20 protein-coding genes, 1 riboswitch and 1 other annotated feature are annotated in these 23537 nt (G+C 37.8%); of the genes, 11 read left to right on the forward strand and 9 right to left on the reverse strand.

Translation table 11 applies throughout. The annotated features are described in order from the left end of the window. Nucleotides 1–2 precede the first annotated feature (2 nt). From C9J29_RS14780 to C9J29_RS14790, 3 genes are all read left to right on the forward strand, one after another. Complete coding sequence (locus C9J29_RS14780) at nucleotides 3–926, forward strand: aminopeptidase (RefSeq protein ID WP_090003229.1); 924 nt, start codon at nucleotides 3–5, stop codon at nucleotides 924–926. Nucleotides 927–1166: 240 nt separating this feature from the next. Further along, entirely contained in the window at nucleotides 1167–1634 is a 468-nt protein-coding gene (locus C9J29_RS14785) for an NUDIX domain-containing protein (RefSeq protein ID WP_107922407.1), read from the forward strand. Then, entirely contained in the window at nucleotides 1618–2394 is a 777-nt protein-coding gene (locus C9J29_RS14790; protein WP_008180377.1) for an alpha/beta hydrolase family protein, read from the forward strand. Before C9J29_RS14785 ends, C9J29_RS14790 begins: the two co-directional genes overlap by 17 nt. Nucleotides 2395–2473: 79 nt before the next feature. Here C9J29_RS14790 and C9J29_RS14795 read toward each other — a convergent pair whose 3' ends face one another. Continuing rightward, nucleotides 2474–3430: an alpha/beta hydrolase gene (locus C9J29_RS14795; protein WP_089985603.1), complete on the reverse strand. Its 957-nt coding sequence runs from the start codon at nucleotides 3428–3430 to the stop codon at nucleotides 2474–2476. An 87-nt stretch (nucleotides 3431–3517) separates the two neighbouring features. Beyond that, complete coding sequence (pckA, locus tag C9J29_RS14800) at nucleotides 3518–5104, reverse strand: phosphoenolpyruvate carboxykinase (ATP) (RefSeq protein ID WP_089985604.1); 1587 nt, start codon at nucleotides 5102–5104, stop codon at nucleotides 3518–3520. 392 nt (nucleotides 5105–5496) lie between these two features. Continuing rightward, a riboswitch (SAM riboswitch) is annotated at nucleotides 5497–5615 on the forward strand. A 283-nt stretch (nucleotides 5616–5898) separates the two neighbouring features. Here pckA and metK point away from each other — a divergent pair. Next, nucleotides 5899–7095 (forward strand): methionine adenosyltransferase, encoded by a 1197-nt coding sequence (metK, locus tag C9J29_RS14805; protein ID WP_107922371.1) that lies wholly within the window; start codon nucleotides 5899–5901, stop codon nucleotides 7093–7095. A gap of 171 nt (nucleotides 7096–7266) precedes the next feature. Here metK and C9J29_RS14810 read toward each other — a convergent pair whose 3' ends face one another. Continuing rightward, nucleotides 7267–7779, reverse strand: coding sequence for a gamma carbonic anhydrase (locus C9J29_RS14810; RefSeq protein WP_036220965.1), 513 nt, complete (start codon nucleotides 7777–7779; stop codon nucleotides 7267–7269). Nucleotides 7780–7913: 134 nt separating this feature from the next. Between C9J29_RS14810 and C9J29_RS14815 the strand changes: the two genes are divergently transcribed. Beyond that, a complete protein-coding gene (locus tag C9J29_RS14815; protein ID WP_008176643.1) occupies nucleotides 7914–8720 on the forward strand; it encodes an alpha/beta hydrolase in 807 nt (268 codons plus the stop codon). Between the two features lie 126 nt (nucleotides 8721–8846). Continuing rightward, nucleotides 8847–10355: an alanine/glycine:cation symporter family protein gene (locus C9J29_RS14820; RefSeq protein WP_107922372.1), complete on the forward strand. Its 1509-nt coding sequence runs from the start codon at nucleotides 8847–8849 to the stop codon at nucleotides 10353–10355. Nucleotides 10356–10414: 59 nt separating this feature from the next. On the opposite strand, the gene mnmM is transcribed toward C9J29_RS14820, so the two are convergent. Together mnmM and mnmL are read right to left on the reverse strand one after the other, a co-directional pair. Beyond that, nucleotides 10415–10993, reverse strand: coding sequence for a tRNA 5-(aminomethyl)-2-thiouridylate-methyltransferase MnmM (gene mnmM, locus C9J29_RS14825; protein WP_089985606.1), 579 nt, complete (start codon nucleotides 10991–10993; stop codon nucleotides 10415–10417). Further along, entirely contained in the window at nucleotides 10990–11946 is a 957-nt protein-coding gene (gene mnmL / locus C9J29_RS14830) for a tRNA modification radical SAM protein MnmL/YtqA (RefSeq protein WP_089985609.1), read from the reverse strand. Before mnmL ends, mnmM begins: the two co-directional genes overlap by 4 nt. A gap of 226 nt (nucleotides 11947–12172) precedes the next feature. On the opposite strand from mnmL, the gene C9J29_RS14835 reads away from it, so the two are divergent. The 4 genes from C9J29_RS14835 (at nucleotide 12173) to leuS (ending at nucleotide 18426) form a co-directional block, all read left to right on the forward strand. Further along, the gene (locus C9J29_RS14835) at nucleotides 12173–13354 is read left to right on the forward strand and encodes an MDR family MFS transporter (RefSeq protein WP_008176650.1); all 1182 of its coding nucleotides are present in this window, start codon (nucleotides 12173–12175) and stop codon (nucleotides 13352–13354) included. A 144-nt stretch (nucleotides 13355–13498) separates the two neighbouring features. Continuing rightward, on the forward strand, nucleotides 13499–13846 hold the full coding sequence (locus tag C9J29_RS14840) for an ArsR/SmtB family transcription factor (protein WP_008176651.1): 348 nt from the start codon (nucleotides 13499–13501) through the stop codon (nucleotides 13844–13846). A gap of 57 nt (nucleotides 13847–13903) precedes the next feature. After that, nucleotides 13904–15646, forward strand: a complete 1743-nt coding sequence (locus tag C9J29_RS14845) for a SulP family inorganic anion transporter (protein ID WP_107922373.1) — start codon at nucleotides 13904–13906, stop codon at nucleotides 15644–15646. A gap of 65 nt (nucleotides 15647–15711) precedes the next feature. Then, nucleotides 15712–15922: a binding site (T-box leader), on the forward strand. An 86-nt stretch (nucleotides 15923–16008) separates the two neighbouring features. After that, nucleotides 16009–18426, forward strand: a complete 2418-nt coding sequence (gene leuS / locus C9J29_RS14850; RefSeq protein ID WP_107922374.1) for a leucine--tRNA ligase — start codon at nucleotides 16009–16011, stop codon at nucleotides 18424–18426. A 450-nt stretch (nucleotides 18427–18876) separates the two neighbouring features. Here leuS and C9J29_RS14855 read toward each other — a convergent pair whose 3' ends face one another. After that, nucleotides 18877–20058, reverse strand: a complete 1182-nt coding sequence (locus C9J29_RS14855) for a NupC/NupG family nucleoside CNT transporter (protein WP_043990191.1) — start codon at nucleotides 20056–20058, stop codon at nucleotides 18877–18879. Between the two features lie 491 nt (nucleotides 20059–20549). Between C9J29_RS14855 and C9J29_RS14860 the strand changes: the two genes are divergently transcribed. Then, on the forward strand, nucleotides 20550–20810 hold the full coding sequence (locus C9J29_RS14860; protein WP_237068849.1) for a sigma factor: 261 nt from the start codon (nucleotides 20550–20552) through the stop codon (nucleotides 20808–20810). Here the strand turns inward: C9J29_RS14860 and C9J29_RS14865 are convergent. Genes C9J29_RS14865 through C9J29_RS14875 form a run of 3 tightly spaced genes read right to left on the reverse strand, consistent with a single transcriptional unit; the run spans nucleotide 20768 to nucleotide 23518 of the window. Then, entirely contained in the window at nucleotides 20768–22024 is a 1257-nt protein-coding gene (locus tag C9J29_RS14865; RefSeq protein WP_107922375.1) for a permease, read from the reverse strand. The genes C9J29_RS14860 and C9J29_RS14865 overlap by 43 nt on opposite strands. 4 nt (nucleotides 22025–22028) lie before the next feature. Further along, nucleotides 22029–22727: a response regulator transcription factor gene (locus tag C9J29_RS14870; protein WP_008176665.1), complete on the reverse strand. Its 699-nt coding sequence runs from the start codon at nucleotides 22725–22727 to the stop codon at nucleotides 22029–22031. Nucleotides 22728–22765: 38 nt separating this feature from the next. Next, nucleotides 22766–23518: a sensor histidine kinase gene (locus C9J29_RS14875; RefSeq protein WP_008176667.1), complete on the reverse strand. Its 753-nt coding sequence runs from the start codon at nucleotides 23516–23518 to the stop codon at nucleotides 22766–22768. Between the last annotated feature and the right edge of the window lie 19 nt (nucleotides 23519–23537).

Raw genomic sequence — 23537 nt, forward strand, 5'->3', positions numbered from 1 at the left:
CTATGCAGCATTTACATGATATTGCACTGAAGGTATTAAAAGATCATTTAAATGTTCAATCGTCAGAAACGCTTTTAATTTTGACAGATGTTCAAAAGCAAGACTTAGCAACAATCTTTTATGAGGCTGGGCTAACAATAACGGCTAATACAATGCTTATGGTTATGCCGTTATTGGAGAAATCAGGACAGGAGCCTATTCATGCAGTTTCATCGCTTTTGGCAAATGCTGATGTCTCACTTTGTTTGACTACTCACTCCTTGACACATACAGCAGCCCGTAAAAATGCCTGTGAAAAAGGTGGTCGTGTAGCGACTATGCCAGGTATTACGTGGGAGATGCTGGAACAAGGTGCGCTTCATGCAGATGCGCAAGAGATTGAGGAAATGGTAGAAAAATATGTCCAGCTTCTCGATAAGGCGGCAGGAATTCGAATTGTTAAGGATGGTCATGAGCTAACATTTAGTGTAGAAAACCGCTTAGGCATTCGTTCGACTGGCGTTATTCGCCAAGCAGGAGAGCATGGTAATATTCCCTCCGGTGAATCCTATATTGCGCCAATAGAGACATCTGCAAATGGTGAAATTTTAGTGGATGGTTCTATTGCTAATATTGGAGTCTTAAAGGAACCATTATTATTAAAAATTTCTAATGGACGATTAGTAGAAGCAATTGGTCCGGATGGTCCTCGATTGCTAGAGTTACTTGGCGAAGAGAATGGTCGGATCATCGCAGAGTTCGGCATTGGAGCTAATAAAAGTGCTATGTTATGTGGTAATGTATTAGAAGATGAGAAGGTCTATGGGACAATCCATATCGCATTCGGTAGCAATGTACCATTCGGTGGAGCAAATACAGCGGATGTCCATATTGATTGTGTAGTGAAAAATCCGGTTGTTTATTTCGATGGTGAACGAGTCATTTAATGTAAAGCGTGTCTTCATTTGAAGCACGCTTTTTTGCTTGCTTACACTATATTTAAAGTTGCTTGTTTCTGTATGATTACTCTATAGTTAACTTAGATAAACTAGAGGGATTTAAATGATTTGCACTTAGTGGAAATGCAATCCCAACAAAACAGAAATTAGGAATTCACGATGCCTGTAAGTGAAGGCAATGAAAAATGACTTCTGTTATTCAGCATGAAAGAACGTGAGGTTGAAGATATGTTAACATTTACAGATTTACATGGCCTGCGCGTAGAATTGAGTTTTACGAGAGGGGAGTCTACCGTAGAACCCAAACACGTCCTTGTTTTATTAAAGCATCAAAATAAGTGGCTATGTACTATACATAAACGACGTGGTGTCGAGGTGCCAGGAGGCAAATTGGAGAAAGGCGAAACGCTAGAGGATGCAGCTATAAGGGAAGTATTTGAAGAAACCGGTGTCCGTGTGAAAAATCTTCAATGGTTTGCAGAATATGCGGTTCATGATGACATATTATTTTGTAAAACGGTTTTTACTGCACAATTTGCTGGGCAGGAGGACATTGAATTTGATTTAGAAACATCCGGTATGCTGTGGTTATCTGATGAGGAATTTACCCATCATCCAAACTTGAGCTTTCATATGAAGGATGAAGGAATGAAGAAAATGCTGGAGGAGTTGAAACGACGTGACAAAAAATGGTGATATCGTTGAAAAGCGCGCCTATCCTTCACCCAATCCAGCAATACGTTTAACTGAAATCACTTATATGTCACAGGGCTTGCGAATAAAAGGACTTCTAGCAGAGCCGAAAACTGAGGGTACATATGATGGCTTTTTATATTTAAGAGGGGGTATGCAAAGCATAGGTATGGTAAGACCCTCACGTATTGCCCAATTTGCCGCTCAAGGCTTTATCGTCTTTGCACCGTATTATCGTGGAAATAGAGGTGGCGAGGGCAAAGATGAGTTTGCAGGGGCGGATCGTTATGATGCTGTTTTTGCTGTTGATGTACTGAAGCAATTTTGCAATGATAATATTCATGTTTTTGGCTTTTCGCGTGGAGGCATCATGGCTCTATGGACAGCAATTTTACGAAGGGATATTACTTCCGTTGTGACATGGGCTGGAGTTTCTGATGCAACGGCCACTTACTGGGAACGTACAGATATGCGACGGATGATGAAACGCGTTATCGGAGGAACACCAAACCGTGTACCAGAAGCCTATGATGCTCGTACACCTTTGTTTGAAGTAGAGCATATAACAGCTCCAGTGTTAATTATTCATGGCTATCAGGATGAGAATGTGGATATAGAGCATGCTAGACAACTGGCATTTTTCTTAGAGGATGCTAATAAAACATACGAAACATGGTATGACCTTCATTATGCACACCAATACCCGCCAGCTAAAAATCGTGAAACCGTACGTGCTCTTTGTGAATGGATGAAGCAACACTAGAAAATGAAATTATTAAGGCCCCTTCTTAAATAGCTATCATCTGGAGATGAATAGGTATTCTAAAAGAAGGGGCACTTTATTATTTCATATAAGTTTCTAAGAAATACTGAATCGTTTCCCAATAGAGCTCGCCAGCTACGCTTTCCGCCTCGCCATGACCAGCACCTTCGACAAGTAATTTTTGCTTCGGTACATTTGCTGCCTCATATACGTCATTCAACATGGTCGAAGGGACAAAAGTATCGTTGTCTCCATGAATAAACAGCATAGGGGTTTTCGATTTTGCCACTTGATCAACAGCACTAGCTTCTCCCAGAGTATAGCCTGCTTTTAATTTAGTTACGACTGAAGAGAATTGCATAATTGGGAATGAAGGCAAGTGAAAGATTGCTTGTAATTGATAGGAAAATTCATCCCATACGGAAGAATAACCGCAATCCTCAATGATTGCCTTTACATTTGACGGCAAATCCTCGCCTGAAGCCATCATCACAGTGGCGCCTCCCATTGAAACTCCAAATAGCACAATTTCAGCATCTTTATTCCCGTTTACAATGTCGTCAATCCATGAAACAACATCAAAACGATCATGCCACCCCATGCCGATATAATCACCTTCACTTTGACCATGTCCTCTTGCATCGGGAATTAGCACATGATAGCCCATATCATAAAATTGTTTAGCATACTTAGTCATTTGTGTACCATCACTTGAATAGCCATGGAAAATAATAGCCCATTTGTCCGTGGGCTGGCTGTTTTGGATAGCGTAAGCATGCAGATTAAGAGAATCATAGGATTGAATAGCCTTCTCCTCATAATGCTTGTTAAACCATTGCTCACGGTCCTCTTTCTCTTGAGCCTCATTTGAATTGCTATCAATTAAATTATGGGGGGCATCTAGAACAGCTGTTTTATCAGTATCCGGATTTAATGCCAGATTATAAAAGTAGTTGCCTGCAAAAAAACCAGCACCAATAAATAATGCCAATAATATAGTAATGATTGCTACTAGTAATTTGTATTTTCTTTTCATATGTATCTCCCTATATTAGCTTCATCTATGTTTTATGGGAAAGAAAAAGAGAACGAATTATCTCGTTCCCTTTTCTTGTTCTAGTTGTTATTTTAATGGGCCACCAAGTGTAGTGATGGCTTCAGAAACGTTTGCAAATTTCTGGAAGTTTTCGTTGAATAAACCTGCAAGTTCAGCAGCTTTTGCATCGTATGCAGCTTTATCTGCCCATGCTTCACGAGGATTTAACACTTGTGAAGGTACACCTTCAACTGCTGTTGGGATGTGTAAACCAAATACAGCATCTTGTGTCGTTTCAACATTTGTTAATTTACCATCGATAGCTGCGCGCACCATTGTACGTGTATAAGAAAGCTTCATACGGCTACCAGTACCATATTCTCCACCAGTCCAACCAGTGTTCACTAGGAATACCTGTGCGCCATGTTCGTCAATTTTTTGACCTAACATTTCTGCATAAACTGTTGCAGGAAGTGGAAGGAATGGAGAACCGAAGCAAGTAGAGAATACTGGTTCTGGCTCTGTTACACCACGTTCAGTTCCAGCAAGTTTTGAAGTGAAACCACTTAAGAAGTGATACATAGCTTGCTCTTTTGTTAATTTACTGATAGGAGGTAAAACGCCAAACGCATCAGCTGTTAGGAAGATGATTGTTTTTGGATGACCTGCTACAGAAGGATCAACAATGTTTTCGATGTATTGAATCGGATAAGCTACACGTGTATTTTCTGTTAATGATCCATCATCATAATCACAAATACGAGTTTCTGGATCAACAGCTACGTTTTCTAAAACAGAGCCGAAGCGGATTGCATTGTAGATTTCTGGTTCTTTCTCAGCAGAAAGGTTGATCGTTTTTGCATAGCAACCACCCTCAATATTGAATACACCATTATCAGACCAGCCGTGTTCATCGTCACCGATAAGCTTACGGTCTGGATCAGCGGATAATGTTGTTTTACCAGTACCAGATAGACCGAAGAATAATGCTACATCGCCAGCTTCACCAACGTTTGCTGAACAGTGCATAGAAAGGATACCTTGTTGTGGTAATAAGTAGTTCATAATACCGAAAATAGATTTTTTCATTTCACCAGCATATTCAGTACCACCAATTAAGATAATTTTCTTTTCAAGTGATACAATGATGAATGTTTCAGAAGCAGTACCGTCAACCGCAGGATCTGCTTTAAAGTTAGGAGCTGAGATGACAGTGAAGTCTGCAACATGCGAAGCTAATTCGTCTTTAGTTGGACGGATAAATAATTGATGAGCGAAAAGGTTGTGCCAAGCGTATTCATTAATAACTTGGATGCTTAATTGTGAATCTTTGTCAGCACCAGCAAAGCCTTTGAATACAAATAATTCATCTTGTTCTTTTAAATATTTTATTACTTTTACATACAGGTTATCGAACACTTCAGAGGAAATTGGTTGATTGACTTTACCCCAGTCAATTTGATCTTTTGTGCTTTCTTCTTCTACTGTATATTTATCTTTAGGTGAACGACCAGTGTATTTGCCAGTTTCTGCACGAACTGCGCCATCTACTGTTAACATTGCCTCACCACGAGAAGTAGCTTTTTCTGCTAATTGTGGTACTGAAAGTTGAACGTTAATGTTACCGCCGCTTAATAATTCCTTCAGTTCGTTTGCAATTTCTACTGAATTCATCGATTAAATACCATCCTTTTTTATAGTATTCCCTTGATTTAGAGGGATTTTTTCTTAATTTCAAAAATAGTATAACACAATTGGTTAAATAATCTATACTAATTAAGAAATTATTTTAGAGTTTTTATTACTTTTCAATAAACTGACAAAAAATAATGTTTTTCGAGTAGAAAACATTCAATGCTACAGTAAATTGTCTAAAATTTGAGCCACACATATGTTACCACAAGATGCTAGGTATGTTGTAGGGATTAATTTTCTTCTGTTTACATCATCACCCAAGAATGAAAATTTTTATGGTGATTATTTGTTCCTTCCTTACTATACAGTAATACATAAGAAAATATTTGACAACGTTCTACCTTTTCAGTAACATGAAAATTGAACGGATACTCTTATCCCGAGCTGGTGGAGGGTCAGGCCCTGTGAAACCCGGCAACCTGCATGAATTATTTCACGACATGCGTTGGTGCCAACCTGATGCAAGGGAAAATCCCTTGAACGATAAGAGTGAAAGGTAACGAAGTCATTATTCCTTTCCTCATGTATAGTAACGTGAGTAAAGGATTTTTTTATTGTTAAAAATCAATGTAAAGGTAAGTATATGTAGTTCTTTCCTTATTATAATGACGGATCTTTCGAAATCCTCGTGTTAAAAGTAGCAGTTATTTTTTCACGTAAAGTGAAATGACAACAACAGCGGCTTGAGAGTTCAATCCTTAGGAGCGGACTTGACATGGGTAATGAGTACCGTATTCAAATACTTTTTGTAAGAGTAATAGGAGGAAAACTAAATGACAAAACGTCGACTGTTTACATCAGAAAGTGTAACAGAAGGGCATCCAGATAAAATTTGTGACCAGATTTCGGATGCTATTTTAGATGCTATTTTAGCAGAAGATCCAAATGCACGTGTAGCGTGTGAGACAACTGTAACAACAGGATTAGTATTAGTAGCGGGAGAAATTACTACTTCTACTTATGTAGATATCAAAGGTATTGTACGTGATACTGTGGCAGAAATCGGATATACACGTGGGAAATATGGCTTTGATGCTGAAAACTTAGCGGTACTTGTAGCAATTGGTGAGCAATCTCCAGATATTGCTCAAGGTGTTGACCAAGCTTTAGAGGCTCGTGAGGGTTCTATGACAGATGCAGATATTGAAGCAATTGGTGCAGGGGACCAAGGCTTAATGTTTGGCTATGCATGTAATGAAACACCTGAGCTAATGCCGTTACCAATTAGCTTAGCTCATAAGTTAGCACGTCGTTTAACTGAAGTTCGTAAATCTGGTGAGCTAGCTTATTTACGCCCCGATGGTAAAACACAAGTAACAATTGAGTACGATGACAATAACGTACCTGTACGTGTCGATACAATTGTTATTTCAACACAGCATGATGAAGAAGCAACACTTGAACAAATTCAGGCTGATCTAAAACAACTTGTGATTGCTCCTGTTGTGCCAAGCGAATTATTAGATACAAAAACAAAATACTTTATCAATCCGACTGGCCGTTTCGTCATTGGTGGGCCAAAAGGAGATGCTGGTTTAACGGGCCGTAAGATAATTGTTGATACATACGGTGGTTATGCACGACACGGTGGCGGTGCATTCTCAGGTAAGGATGCAACAAAAGTTGACCGTTCAGCTGCTTATGCGGCACGTTATGTAGCTAAAAATATTGTAGCAGCTGGTTTAGCAGAACGCGCTGAAGTCCAGTTGGCGTATGCAATTGGCGTGGCACAGCCTGTTTCCATTGCTGTTGATACATTTGGTACAGGAAAAGTGAAGGAAAGCGAAATCGTAGAATGGGTTCGTGAGCTATTTGATTTACGCCCAGCAGGAATTATTAAAATGCTTAATCTTCGTCGTCCAATTTATAAACAAACTGCAGCCTATGGTCACTTCGGTCGTACAGATTTAAATGTACCATGGGAACAAACTGATAAAGCTGACGCATTACGTGTAAAAGCACGTCTGTAAACTATTGTGCTAAAGTGCTGAAGTCGTTAGAAAATTATTCTAATGTATGATGAACAAAAGGGGCTTTTCTGCCCCTTTTGTTTTTTTGCAAAAATGCCCCGCCTTTATTCCTTGAACAATGGTCATGGAAAGCGAGGGATTTTTTATAATGAATGTATTCTTTATAAGCTTTTATTTTTGTAGAGATTTATAATACTGACCTTTTTCTACGTATTCACGTACGATACGCTCCATATCCTCTTTATCCTCAGCGTTTAATTCTCGGACAACTTTCGCTGGACGACCTAATGCTAAGCTATTTGGAGGTATGACTTTACCAGGAGGCACAAGACTTCCGGCTCCAATAAATGCACCCTCTCCAATCTCTGCTCCGTCTAAAATAATGGAGCCCATACCGATTAAGGCATTTTTTCGAATGGTACAGCTATGTAAAGTCACTTGGTGTCCTACTGTGACCTCATCTTCAATGATGAGTGGAAACCTAGGACTTTGATGTAAGCAGCAAAGATCTTGGATACTTACCCGTTCACCAATAATTGTTGGTGAAACATCGCCACGAATTACGGTATTAAACCAAATAGTTGTTTCAGCTCCAATTGTTACGTCTCCGGTAACAGTTGCATAATCGGCAATAAAAACAGATGGATCGATCTTTGGTGTTTTATCTTTAAATGGATAAATCATGAGAATCGCCTCTTTTCTTTCTGTAGATATAGTATTATCGTATCAAATACGCAACTTTAAGGAAATATAAAATTAAAATGTGCTGTTATTTCGATATAATCAAATTGTAATTATTTTTTAGGAGGACTATGTGAATGTGGAAATGGGAAGCTGATGGACAAGCAAAGGCTGTGATTGCTATTCTTCATGGTGCTTATGAAAACCACCGTTGGTATGCATGGCTTATAGAAAAATTAAGAATGGAAGGCTTCCACATAGTCATGGGGGATCTACCGAATCATGGCATCAATGCAAGATTTGCGCGTGTCCATGATGAGGACTTCAAATTGTACAATAAATATACAAGAAATCTCATTGAGAATGCCTTTTCATATAATTTGCCAACCTTTGTAATAGGGCATGGATTAGGCGCTACTTTAGTTCTTCATACCATGCAAAAGAAAAAGTATGAGTGTGCAGGTATTATTTTGACATCACCCTGGCTGCATTTGAAGCTTTTACCAGGTAAATTATCAAATGCTTTAACGAGTTTGAGTGCATTAACAGCAAATGTTAAATTGACGCATGACCTGACATTTGAAACATTAACGCGCAGTGTTGAGGGTAGAGAGGAAATGAAGGATGATATTCCATTTATGTCTGTTGTTTCAGTGAAATGGTATCGTGAGCTTCAACAGATGATGAAAAATTTAGTTATGCTACCTAAGCATGAATTTCCTAATATGCCTATGTTAATTATGACAGCTGAAAAAGATAAAATTACGGAAACTCGACAAATGCGCAATTGGCTTCATCAGCAAGAGCTAACCGAGTTTCAATTTAAAGAATGGGCAAATTGTTATCATAATTTATTTCATGAAGTAGAGCGTGAAGAGATTTTTATGTATATTCGAGATTTTATCAATAATGCTCTTAGACGGATTGGATATATAATAAAATAGTTTCGACACCTTCCAAATAATAGGATCCTTACTTAAATATTGTTACTTAAATATAATATTGTAATTTTCTGAAAAGTGTAATAATATAGTGACTTAAAGTAAGGTAATTCAAATTGGAGGGGTAAGATGGATGTAGTTGTTGGCAAATTGAATGACATATTATGGGGACCTTGGTTTATTTATGGTATCTTGTTGATTGGGCTTTTTTTCTCAGTCATTACAAGATTCCTGCAAGTAAGACTTATTAAAGATATGTTTGTGTTAATGTTTAAGGGGGAGAAATCAGAAAAGGGGATTTCCTCCTTCCAAGCAATGTCTATCGCACTATCGGGTCGTGTAGGTACAGGGAATATTGCCGGTACTGCAACAGCTATTGGGATGGGTGGACCTGGTGCTGTCTTTTGGATGTGGGCAATTGCTTTTATTGGTGCGGCAACCGCATATGTAGAATCAACATTAGCGCAAATCTATAAAGAAGAGAAAGATACTGAATATCGTGGTGGACCGGCCTATTACATAGAAAAAGGAATGGGTCAAAAATGGTTTGCAGTGATTTTCGCTGTAGCTGCTTTGATTGCTATGTTAATACTTATGCCAGGTGTGCAATCGAATGCCATTGCAGGAGCTGTTGAAAACGCTTTCGGTATTGAAACTTGGATTACAGGACTAATTATTGTCGTTTTACTTGGTGCTATCATTATTGGGGGCGTTAAATCGATTGCCAACGCTGCACAGGTAATTGTACCGTTCATGGCAATAGCCTATATTATTATGGCAATTATTATAATCGCTATGAATATTTCAGAGGTACCATCCGTCTTTGCTTTAATTTTCTCAAGTGCATTTGGAGCACAAGAAATATTTGGAGGTATTATTGGCTCCGCAATTGCTTGGGGTGTGAAACGAGGAATCTATTCAAATGAGGCTGGTCAAGGGACTGGGGCGCACCCAGCTGCCGCAGCAGAAGTATCCCACCCTGCTAAACAAGGGATTGTCCAAGCAGCGTCTGTATACATTGATACCTTATTAATTTGTTCAGCTACAGCCTTTATGATTTTATTTACGGGTATGTATAATGTACAAGATGAAAAGGCAGCCGAAGGAACAGATCCATTTATCCATGTTGGGGAATTCAATAAAGGCGGCTTAACGGGTGATGAGCAAATGACATTTGCTAAGAGTATTCAGGAAGGTGCTGCGTATACGCAATATGCAGTTGAATCATCCTTACCTGGACTTGGTGCACCATTTGTAGCTATCGCACTATTCTTCTTTGCCTTTATAACGATTATGGCGTATTACTATATCGCTGAAACAAATGTGGCTTATTTATTTAGAGGTAGTACCGAAAAGGTCTTCATCTGGATTGCGAAAATAGCGATTTTAATTGCAGCATTCTATGGCACAATCCGTACGTCTGGACTCGCTTGGGCAATGGGGGATGTAGGTCTTGGTCTGATGGTATGGATTAACGTTTTAGCCATTTTAATTATTATGAAACCGGCTATCGTTGCTTTAAAAGATTACGAGAAACAGAAAAAAGAAGGAAAAGACCCTGTCTTTGATCCTCGTAAACTAGGCATTAAAGGCGCAGATTTCTGGGTAGACTATAATGAAAAACGTAAAAATAAATAGGTAAAGAGAAAGGCTAACTAATAGTTCCCACTATACTATTAGTTAGCCTTTTAAATTGTCTATAAATTAGGATAATCCTTCATCTTTTCTAACGCAATGACGAATGGAGGGTCATTTTGCTGATTGAGAAATTCGTATTTTAAGACATGGACATATTTTTGTGGAAGTTGGCTGACAAAGTCTATTACAGTATCTCGTTCTTCTTTGCCACCAGGGTGACCATGATAAATAACAAGGATGATTAAACCGCCAACCTTTAAAAGCTTAAGCAAGTCTTCAATAGCCTGAATCGTTGTACTAGGCTTGGTAATAATATCATGATTGCCACCCGGCAAATAGCCGAGATTAAAAATGGCTGCGGCTACTTTCTTGTGTACGAAATTGGCTACTTCTTCATGCCCTTTATTTAAAACAAGGGCGCGATGTTCTAAACCATGGTCTAGTAGACGATGTAGTGTTGCGTCGACTGCTTCTTTTTGGACATCAAAAGCATAAACTTGTCCTTCATCCCCGACTAGCTGTGCTAAAAACAGCGTATCATGGCCATTTCCGGCAGTGGCGTCAACAACTGTATCTCCTTCTTCCACACTATCTTTTAGTAGCTGTTGAGCATATTGTAAAACTCGTTGTAGTTTCATTTAACAACCTCAGTCTTATAAAATTTCCCCTGCCAACTACCACGGCGCTCCAATTCGGCATCGATGCCATTCAATACTTCCCATTTATTAACGCTCCACATTGGACCAATCATTAAATCTATAGGTCCATCACCTGTAATGCGATGAATGACCATATCGGGTGGTAAAATTTCTAGCTGATCAGCGACTAGTTTTGTATAAACATCCTGATCTAAAAACTCGAGCATCCCTTTTTCATATTGCTTCACCATTGGTGTCCCTTTTAATAAATGAAGTAAGTGGATTTTAATACCTTGGACATCTAGCTTCGCCACTGCTCGTGCAGTTTCCATCATCATGTCATAATCTTCAAGCGGTAGACCATTTATAATATGTGAGCAAACACGAATACCATGCTTTCGAAGTTTTTCAACGCCCTCCACATAGGTTGCATAATCATGTGCACGATTAATAAGATTGGCAGTTTTTTCATGAACGGTTTGAAGACCAAGCTCAATCCATAAATACGTACGCTTGTTTAATTCTGCTAAATATTCTACAACATCATCTGGTAAACAATCAGGTCGAGTAGCAATAGAAAGACCTATAACACCTTCCTGCGCCAAAGCAGCTTCGAATTTTTCCTTTAACACTGGGAGCGGGGCATGTGTATTCGTATAGGCCTGAAAATAAGCCATATATTTGCCGTCTTTCCATTTTTGGTGCATTTTGTCTCGAATTTCAGCGAATTGAACTTCAATCGGATCAACCTTGTTGCCTGCAAAATCACCTGAGCCTGCAGCGCTGCAAAATGTACAGCCGCCAAAGGCAACCGTACCATCACGGTTTGGACAATCAAAGCCAGCATCTAATGCTACTTTAAATACTTTGTGACCAAATTGATCGCGTAAATAGCGATTCCATGTATAGTATCTTTTCCCTTCAGAAGGAAAAGGAAAATTAATTTCTGTCATCTATTTCACTCCTCTAACGCCTTATTTTATCATGAGCATCTCGTTCCGTCATGGGGTAAGGATATATCATGAAAGATGTTGCTCCAATTTTCGCTTGGATCTAGTGAATTATAGCTATTCATAGCCTTTAATAAATTGTAAAAAAGGTAAAATTATTTTCCTTGTACTTTTAAGTATTTCAGCATAAACTAGCTATTTAGAGACGCGAAATAATGGAGGACATCAAATGCCAAAACGTGTTTGGTTTTTAATTATCGGAATGCTTGTGAACACAACAGGCAACTCATTTTTATGGCCTTTAAATGCCATATATATGCATGATTATTTAGGGAAAACGCTGGCGATGGCTGGCTTTGTCCTGATGCTAAATTCTGCTGCGGGTGTTTTAGGCAATCTATTAGGTGGTTACCTATTTGATAGAATAGGTGGTTATAAAGCCATCATGCTTGGAATCCTTTTAACAATTGCTTCATTAATAGGCTTAACGCTTTGGCACGGGTGGCCGCATTATGTATGGTTTTTAACGATATTAGGCTTTAGTGGGGGTATTGTTTTTCCTAGTATGTTCGCATTGGCTGGAGCAGCCTGGCCAGAGGGTGGGCGAAAGGCCTTTAATGCCATCTATTTGGCTCAAAATGTGGGTGTAGCTGTAGGTCCTGCACTTGCAGGTGTGGTGGCCGATTATCAATTTGACTATGTGTTTAAGGTCAATTTAGGGATGTATATTTTATTCTTTATTATTGCTTTGCTGACATTTAAACGTTTAGAGGTAGGGAGTATTGCACCAAAGAATGTGGTTGGTGAAAGTAAGCGAATCATTAACAAGGCACCATTCTATGCCTTATTAATCATTAGTTCATCCTCCGTTTTATGTTGGCTAGCCTATTCGCAATGGAGTGCAACAATTTCATCCTATACGCAAGATTTAGGTTTAGGATTAAAGCAGTATAGTTTACTATGGACGATTAATGGTCTGCTAATTGTGATAGGGCAGCCGCTCATTGCACCGCTTATCAAACGTTGGGAGCATCAGTTAAAACGTCAATTGGTTTTTGGTGTCATCTTAATCGCTATATCCTTTGGTATTATCGCGTTTGCGAGTGATTTTAAAATGTTTGGTGTAGCCATGCTTGTCTTAACTTTCGGAGAAATGTTTTATACACCAGCATTACCAACTATTGCAAATCAACTTGCCCCAAAAGGTCGACAAGGCTTCTATCAGGGTATTATTAACAGTGCTGCGACTGGTGGACGTATGATCGGTCCTTTGTTTGGTGGAATTATGGTGGATCAATATGGCATGATTCCTCTCGTTTTAACTTTAGTAGTCATTGTGCTGTTCGCGATTATACCATGTCTTATTTATGATTATCCTCTCAAGAAGAACAACATAGTAGTAGATTCATAGTGAATAAATGCAAAGAGCAAATCGAGTGTTACACACTTGGTTTGCTCTTTTTTTCATAGTGGATATTGAAAAATTATCAATATAGGCTTACAATCATACATATTCAAATATTTGAATATGTAGTTGTATGGGGGGATTTATTTTATGGAAGAAGGATTGCAGCAGTTTAAGGCAGATTTTTTTAAAGCGTTAGCACATCCATTACGTATTAGAATACTGGAACTTCTTGTAGAAGGTCAGAAGAGTGTCAATGAGATTCAAGATTGCTTAGAGAAAGAGGGATCCGCCGTTTCTCAGCAGCTAAGTGTATTACGCGCTAAAAATATCGTTTATGGAGTGAAAGAAGGCAAGAAAGTTTACTATTCTTTAAGCGATCCGATGATTGGTGAATTACTTGGTGTGGCCAAGGATATTTTTAATAACCATTTAGTTCATACCATTTCAAGATTAGAGGAAATGACAAGTAATGATAGTGACGAAGAAAATAAGTAACCTCCATAATGTGGAAAAGTTATGCTTTGCTTATTATTGGGAAGGGAAGATTTATCTATGAAGTCACTGTTTACAGGACGTTTTGAAGGGTATTCAGTCCATCATGCTAAAAAGGATTTATTGTCCGGAATCATTGTTGGAATCGTTGCTATTCCACTTGCAATGTCCTTTGCTATTGCATCAGGTGTAAAGCCTGAATATGGTATTTATACGGCTTGTATTGCAGGTGTTTTGATTTCCATTTTTGGTGGATCAAAATATCAAATTGGAGGACCTACAGGGGCTTTTGTGCCGATTCTTTTAGGAATTGTCCTAACGTATGGCTATGAGGATTTATTACTGGCAGGTTTAATGGCGGGGGTATTGCTTTGCTTAATGGGCATTTTTAAGCTAGGGACCTTAATAAAATTTATTCCCCGTCCTGTAACAATTGGTTTTACAGCAGGTATAGCAGTAATTATTTTTACAGGTCAAATTGCCAATTTTTTAGGACTAACCAATATGACAAGACATGAGTATTTTATAGCGAATATTCAAGAGATAGGAAAGCAAATTGGAACTACTAATATTTTCAGTATTTTAACAGCAGTCATTTGTTTCATAACAATAATGATGACACCTAAATTCTTTCCAAAGGTTCCCGGTGCATTAGTGGGTATTATAGTCTCCACTCTTGTGGCGACTTTCTTTTTTTCAGGTCAAGTGGCTACGATTGCCACAGCCTATGGTCAAATACCTAATACATTACCCTATTTCGCAATACCTACTATTACAATCGAGCGCCTACAGCAGCTTATTGGACCTGCATTTGTCATCGCGATGCTTGGAGGTATCGAGTCGTTGTTATCTGCAGTCGTGGCAGACGGGATGACGAATAGCAAGCATAATAGTAATCGAGAGCTAATCGGTCAAGGAATTGCCAATATCGTAACGCCGATGTTTGGAGGAATACCTGCGACAGGAGCGATTGCTCGTACTGCAACTAACATTAAAACAGGGGCAGTATCCCCAATGTCGGGTATCATCCATGGTGTGTTTGTATTAATCACCTTATTGTTATTAGCACCATATGCTTCCCATATACCTTTAGCAAGTATGGCACCCGTATTAATGGTAGTTGCTTGGAATATGAGTGAACGTAAGCATTTTGCTCATATTATAAAATTGAAATCTGGTGATTCGCTCGTTTTATTAATTACCTTTTTATTAACCGTATTTACTAGCCTTACATTAGCGGTAGAAGTAGGGCTTGTGTTAGCCGTGCTATTGTTTGCAAAACGCATGAGTGAAAAGCTTGTTGTGACAAAGGTACTACCAGACCATTCGAATAAAAGCGAGAAGGTGCAGCATCATGTCGTTCACCAACAGCATGATTGTCCACAAATAAGCTTGTATACCATCGAAGGTCCACTGTTCTTTGGTGCAGCACAAAGATTTGAACAAACGATAGCAAGCACTTTACAACAGCAATCTAGAGTTTTGATATTACGCATGGGGAAAGTGCCCTTTATGGACTCTACGGGTGAAGCATATTTTAGCAATATCATTGACAATTTTACAGCACAGGGTGGCAACATTTTGGTAACAGGGGTACAGGATGACTTAAAGATAGCCCTTCAGCAAAATGGACTTTACGATAAAATTGGAGCCCATCATTTTTATCAGCATACAGGAGAAGCGATTACAAGAGCCTTCAGCTATTTGGACAGAAATCGATGTATTGGATGTCAGCATTTTGCTTTTCATGAATGCAAAGAATTCTCTAAATCTGAGGAAAAAAAGGAATTAATTGTTCAGTAATGGGTAAGCTGTAAACAAAGGCTTGTGCTTTTCAATACTTTCCATTAGAATAAATGCAATATCATGTAAAGACTGTGATGAGGAATAGTAGATTTGTGGTTCTTTTTAGAGAGCTAGCGGCTGGTGAAAGCTAGTAGGAAAGCAAATCGAACTCGCCTACTGAGTCTGCCCGCGTGAAATAGCGTGTGTCGTTTCTTCCGCGTTAAGGAAGCTTGAGCCGAGTGTAATCACTAATTTGGGTGGTACCGCGGGAGTGCAAATTCTCTCGTCCCTTCTATAAGGAAGGGGCGAGTTTTTTTATTTTTTAAATATTTTGTCAATTCTAATGAAGAGCAGCAAGATTCATTGAAGGAGGAAAAAAAATGAGTTTTAATCATCAACAAATTGAAAAAAAGTGGCAGCAATATTGGGCTGATAACAAAACATTCAAAACTGAAAATGAAACAGAAAAGCCTAAATTCTTTGCATTAGATATGTTCCCATATCCATCTGGCGCTGGACTACACGTAGGACATCCAGAAGGATATACGGCGACAGATATTCTATCACGCTTTAAACGTATGCAAGGCTATAATGTATTACATCCAATGGGCTGGGATGCGTTTGGTTTACCAGCGGAGCAATATGCACTTGATACGGGGAATGATCCGGCAGAATTTACAGCGAAAAATATTGCGACATTCAAACGTCAAATTCAAGAGCTAGGTTTCAGCTATGATTGGGATCGTGAAATTAACACGACTGATCCAGAGTATTATAAATGGACACAATGGATTTTTATCCAGCTTTATAACAAAGGTTTAGCTTATGTGGATGAAGTAGCTGTTAACTGGTGTCCAGCACTTGGTACGGTATTGGCGAATGAAGAAGTAATTGATGGCAAATCAGAGCGTGGTGGACATCCAGTAGAACGTCGACCAATGAAGCAATGGATGCTTAAAATTACTGCCTATGCAGATCGTTTAATTGATGACTTAGAGGAAGTTGATTGGCCAGAGTCTATTAAAGATATGCAGCGTAACTGGATTGGACGTTCAGAAGGAGCAGAGGTAACATTTGGTATCGATGGGACTGATGAGAACTTTACCGTGTTCACAACTCGCCCTGATACACTATTTGGCGCTACATATTGTGTGCTTGCACCTGAGCATAAATTAGTGGAACAAATAACGACAGCTGATCAACGTCAAGCGGTTGAAACTTATTTAGAAAAAGTTAAAATGAAGTCTGATTTAGAGCGTACAGATTTAGCAAAAGAAAAAACTGGCGTATTTACAGGTGCCTATGCAGTAAATCCGATTAACGGTAAAAAAGTGCCAATTTGGATTGCAGACTATGTATTAGTGTCTTATGGAACAGGTGCTATTATGGCGGTTCCTGCACATGATGAGCGTGACTATGAATTTGCATCAGCATTCAATTTAGACATTGTTCCTGTTCTTGAAGGTGGGGACATTAGTAAAGAAGCATTTACAGGTGATGGGCAACATATTAACTCTGATTTCCTAAATGGCTTAAATAAAGTAGAGGGTATTGCTAAAGCAATTGAATGGTTAGAGCAAAAAGGCGTTGGAGAGAAGAAGATATCTTATCGTCTGCGCGACTGGCTATTCTCTCGTCAGCGTTACTGGGGAGAGCCTATTCCAATGATCCATTGGGAAGATGGTACGATAACAGCAGTTCCAGAATCGGAATTACCGTTAATGCTACCGAAAACAGATAATATCCGTCCTTCAGGAACTGGTGAATCACCATTAGCTAACATTGCAGAATGGGTCAATGTTGTAGATCCAGAGACAGGTAAAAAGGGACGCCGTGAAACAAATACAATGCCGCAATGGGCAGGATCTAGCTGGTACTTCTTACGCTATATCGATCCTACCAATACAGAAGCAATTGCAGACCCAGAATTACTAAAACGCTGGTTACCAGTTGATATTTATATTGGTGGAGCAGAGCATGCTGTATTGCATTTACTATACGCACGCTTCTGGCATAAAGTGTTATATGATTTAGGCGTTGTTCATACGAAAGAGCCATTCCAGAAATTATTTAACCAAGGTATGATTCTTGGTGAAGGTAATGAAAAAATGTCTAAATCTAAAGGGAATGTTGTGAACCCAGACGAAATCATTGAGTCACATGGTGCAGATACATTGCGTCTTTATGAAATGTTCATGGGGCCACTTGAGGCTTCTGTAGCTTGGTCTACAAATGGTTTAGATGGGGCACGTCGCTTCTTAGATCGTATTTGGCGTCTACTTGTCAATGAAGAGGATGGAACGATTTCAGCGAAAATTCAAGTGTCTAATGATGCAACATTAGAAAAATCATACCACCAAACAGTGAAAAAAGTGACAGAGGATTATGAAGGTATCCGCTTTAATACTGCTATTTCACAAATGATGGTATTTATCAACGATTGCTATAAAGCTGAAGTAATCCCAACAGCTTATGCGGAAGGCTTTGTTAAAATGTTGGCACCAATGGCTCCTCATATCGCAGAAGAGCTTTGGAAGCTATTAGGTCATGAAGGAACACTTTCTTATGAGCAATGGCCAACATACGATGAGTTAAAACTTGTAGATGATGAAGTGGAAGTAGCGGTGCAAGTCGCTGGTAAAGTTCGTGCCAAAATTGTCGTAGCTAAAGATGCTTCAAAAGAAGACATTGAAAAAATAGCGCTTGCAGATGAAAAAGTACAAGAATATATGGCAGGAAAGAGCTTAGTAAAAGTTATCGTTATTCCAGGCAAACTTGTAAATATTGTCGTTAAATAAAGAGACATAATTTCAAATGTGCATTACTAAAACTTAGTTATCAAAACCTAAATTAAAAAAAGATAAATAAATCAAAGGACAAAACATATTTTATATCTAATATGTTTTGTCCTTTTTAAATTAGTATTTGAAGTGAAGGAATGGATAGATCCCATTCAAGAGCAGAACCTCTTTAAACTATTATTCAGAACGTTGAAAAGCTGAAAGAACACTCATTTGTTTAAGAGTTAAAACAAATGAGTGTTCTTTTTTATGCTATTCCAGTTCACGTGTGCCCACACCTTTACTTATACTACAAGTAAATTTCCTTTGTCATAAAATTACAATGAAATGCATACTCGTGTCCACATATCTATTTTGTCTTGCCAAAGTGAGATGATAGGAAGTTACAATACAGAAAAACTGCACCCAACCATCGAGTGCAGTTTAAAAAATAGTCCCATATTCAATTTAAATAATCAAGCCAACAATTATTGCCGTTAAAATACTTACAAGTGTCGCTCCATAAAGCAACTTTAAGCCGAAACGTGCAACAACATTTCCTTGTCTTTCATTTAACCCTTTGACTGCCCCAGAAATAATACCAATGGATGAAAAGTTAGCAAAGGATACTAGGAATACAGAAATAATACCTAGCGTACGTTCGCTCATTGTGTTCTCAATTTCTCCAAGGTTGATCATAGCAACAAATTCATTCGTTACTAATTTAGTGGCCATTATTCCTCCAGCTGAAACAGCATCTGCCCATGGGATACCCATTAGGAAAGCAATTGGTGCAAAGATATAGCCTAATATTTCTTGGAAAGAAACACCGATAATCATATCAAACAATGAATTGATTAAATCCATTAATGCTACGAAGCCAATCAGCATGGCTCCAACAATGATGGCTACCTTAAAGCCATCCATAATATATTCACCAAGCATTTGGAAGAAAGCTTGCTTCTGCTCATCTTCAATGGTTAAGATATCTTCCTCTTCTTTTACGGTATACGGATTAATGATGGAAACAATTATAAAACCACCAAATAAGTTTAAAACAATCGCCGTTACGACATATTTTGGTTCAATCATCGTCATGTACGCGCCAACAACTGACATAGAGACGGTCGACATCGCGGATGCACATAATGTATACATACGCTGAGGAGTGACCTTGTCTAATTGTTTTTTGACTGTAATGAATACCTCAGATTGACCTACCATTGCTGAAGCAACAGCATTATAGGACTCCAATTTTCCCATGCCACTTACTTTACTTAAAAAATAACCGATCCATCTCATGAGGAAAGGAAGGATTTTGAAATGCTGTAAAATCCCGATTAACACAGATATAAAGACAATTGGTAATAAGACACCTAAGAAGAATGGAGATTCTCCTTCATTCGCTATACCACCAAAAACAAATGATATACCTGTATTTGCGTAGGATAATAAATGATCAAATACATTTGTTATTCCTTTGATTAGAACATAACCAATCGTTGTATTTAGAAGTAAAGCCGCTAATATAAATTGAATGATTAACATAATCAATATATATTTATATTTTATTTCTTTTTTGTTTTTACTCATTAACAGAGCTAAACCAAAAACAAGTAGCAATCCACAAAGGGATATTAAGTATTTCATAAATTCCTCCATAAGTATAATTTAGGGCGTTTGAATCCAAGACAACAAATATTCTTTTGCTCAAAATGTTCCATCTAAAAATTTGCAGAACAACCAAAGAACTTAATTTGTCAGACGTCAGACAAACAATCTCACTATAACAGTTTTTTAACTAGCTATTCAAGAGTTAAAAGAAAAAAAGTATGCGACTTGGCATACGAAAAGGACGAATCCAGTATCAAAACAACTAAATCATTTCTTTATATGACATACTTACAGGATGATTTCCCTGAATGGGGGAACTCAAAACTACTTCTTGCATAAAGTTGTTCACATCCATTCAAAATAACATCACCTTCAAATGTGGAAACATATTTTATTGTGTGATGTTTTTGAAATATTATGTCCATCGTTTAAATGAAACATAGTTTTTGAAAAGATTATTTCTTTTTTTGGAAACCAAATGACCCATCATTACGACTATAAAGTGAATATACATTGGAGGTGTTACGGTGAGTGAGCATTTAGAGGCGGTCATGGAGGAGCATGGAGAATATTGTTTACGAGTGCGAGTGGCGTATTTATATGTAAAGGACTGGACGATAGCTGAGGAAATTGTTCAAGATGTATTTTTTGCCTATTATCGTCAACCGGATCGCTTCGAACAAAGATATTCTTTAAAAAACGTTTTTTACAGAAGACAAACGCCTGAACCCGCTATTTTGCGAATTCAGGCGTTTTTATCTTCCGTTTCAGTCTGTAGCATTAATTGATAAATACTAGATATCATAAAGCTAGCTGCTAATCCGTAAAGAGCATTGAAGCTTAAACCAACACCGATCCCTATGATGATGGAAAACAGTATGACAAGCCAGTTATGTTTATGAATATGACGATTCGTAAATAAAAGAATAAACATAAACGGTAGCATGGTAATGTGAAGAAATGCGAAAGAATAAATAACTCCTAAAATCGTTAAATCGATAGATAAGAAAAAGGTAAATAAAAGGATGAGTAGACCAATTAGATAAAAGTAATAGGGCCTTTTCTTCACAAAAAATCGTTTGGTTGCCCGCAAATCCACAAGTAAGGTTGTGATAATGGCCAACAGTACAATGACAAGGAAAGCAAATGTCAGAAACCCAGGCTGTACTTCATATAAAAACGTAAAAATTAGAATTTGAAACTGACCAAATGAGCCACTATATAAAGCAATCATTAAAATAGCTGTAAAGGATAGCGTTAATAAAGCTAAAATCACACCTGAAGAAAACAGGCTGCGACCTACTTTTTTTGGCTTAATAAAGGCGATTAAATACCATGTTGATTTATCAAAGAGAACTTGTCCTAAAACGGCTAGTTGAATAATGACATAGAACAGCAGGATTTCACTATTTTTAAAATAAAATAAATAAGGGTGATACAAGCGAATACCTTCATAAACGGTGCTAGCACCATTTTGTACAAAATAATAAATAGGGATAAAAATAAGTAAAGAAAATAAAGCGATGATAAATAATATTTCTAGCCACAATATACTTTTCACAGACATCATGCGATCCAGGAGGAGCATGCCCACCAAAAATAACAAAATTGTGACGGGGACTGGTATGGTTAACATAATTTCAGATAACACACTAATGCTTATTAATTGTATTAACCAAAGTTCAATGCCTGTTAAAAGGTAAAAAAATCGTATGACTTTTAAATTCATACCACTCAATTTTTTCTGTATCGTAAAGAGTAAAAAGCTTTGTGTATGCTGGTTTTGTGTGTAATCACTCTTTTTTAATAATGAGCCCAGTATGACAAATGAAATGGCTGTCGCTAATGTATAACAAATGCCCGCCATAAAGCCATACGAAATAAGGGCAGAAGGAGAGGACAATAGTAAATTACCATTAATCCATCTCGCTAAAAGTATGATGACACCTGCTGCTGTGCTTAAACTTGCAAATGGTACGAGCAATGAAAATTTCTTTAGCATATCTTCAATTACCTTTACTCGTTTTAGACGATTTATATTGACGAGGTGATTGATTATATTTTTTCTTAAAAGCTACACTAAAATAGTGTTGGCTATTAAAACCACAGCTCTCCGCAATTGCTGACATACTAGCATCTAGATTTTCACTTATTTTCTTCACGGCCATCTCTAGGCGATAATTATTAATATATTCATTAATGCCGATGGATTGCTCCTCCAAAAACTTACGACTTAAATAACTAGGGTTTAAATGGATTTTTTCAGCAATAATATTTAAACTCAGTTTTTCATGATAGTTTTCATGAATATAGGAAAGGGCGCTTTGGATCGCATCATGGTTAGAGCTCCATACTTTATATTTCTCCACAATAGCATTTAATTCACTAGCAATAACAGGCTTTGTTAGATAGTCCTTTACTCCAATACGTAACGCTTGCTGCGCATATTCAAAGGTTTGATAGGCTGTTACCATTATAATGTCTACATCATAAAGTTCTTTTAACTCTTTACTTAAAGTGATTCCATCTTTCCCAGGCATTTGAATATCCAAAAAGGCGATAGTCATACGGTGCTTTTTAGCTAATTGCAGAGCTTGTGAAGCGTCCTGAGCAGTATGGAATGTCCAATTAGGGAAATGTGGCTTTAATAAATAAATCATTTGCTCAAGCTCTAAAGGCTCATCATCTGCGATTAATATATTCATGTTGAGGTTCTCCTTTCATATTCAAATTAGTAGAAAGCCTAAGCGGGAACATGGATCGTTACAGTGTAAAAATGTTGATCGTTTTGAATTGAAAATAAAATACTTTCGAGTCCATAAATAAGCTCGAGACGTTTTTTAATATTTTCAAGACCATAACCTTGCTGCAATTCATCTTCTACTTGCTCAATAGCCGATTCTATCTTTTCTGATGGTTGTGTATTTTTTATTTCTATTAATAAAAACTTGTCCATTTTCTTTATATAAATGAAAAGTTCAGCAGGTCCTATATGCTTTTCAAAGCCATGTTTATATGCATTTTCAATAATGGTCTGGAGAATAAATGGTGGTATTTGTACAGATAATGCTGCATCATCAACATACTTATGGACCGTCAAACGATGTCCAAAGCGTAGCTGTTGAATATTTAAATAGCTATCGACAAATAGCACCTCGTTTTTTAAAGCAATTAACACCTCATGATTATTATATTTAAATTTAAAAAACGTTGCTAAGGCCTCAATGCCCGCTACCAAATCTTCCTTTCGATTGATACGGGCTAGGCTCAGTAATGAATTTAATGCGTTAAAAAAGAAATGGGGCTGTATTTGCTGATTTAGCTGAAGAATATTGGCTCTTTGTAAATCTTGCTTTAGCTCTAAATTTCTTTTTTCTTCCTCTAGGCTATCAATTTGTTTTTCGAAAATAAATATAAAAGTAAGCAGAAAAGCTCCAATAATTGGAGCGATTACACATAGGAGAATATATATGTTGAAGGTTTCTAGTTGTAACATAATGACCTCTCCATTGAAT

The sequence above is a fragment of the Lysinibacillus fusiformis genome (genome assembly GCF_003049525.1).
GTDB classification, from domain to species: Bacteria; Bacillota; Bacilli; order Bacillales_A; family Planococcaceae; genus Lysinibacillus; species Lysinibacillus fusiformis.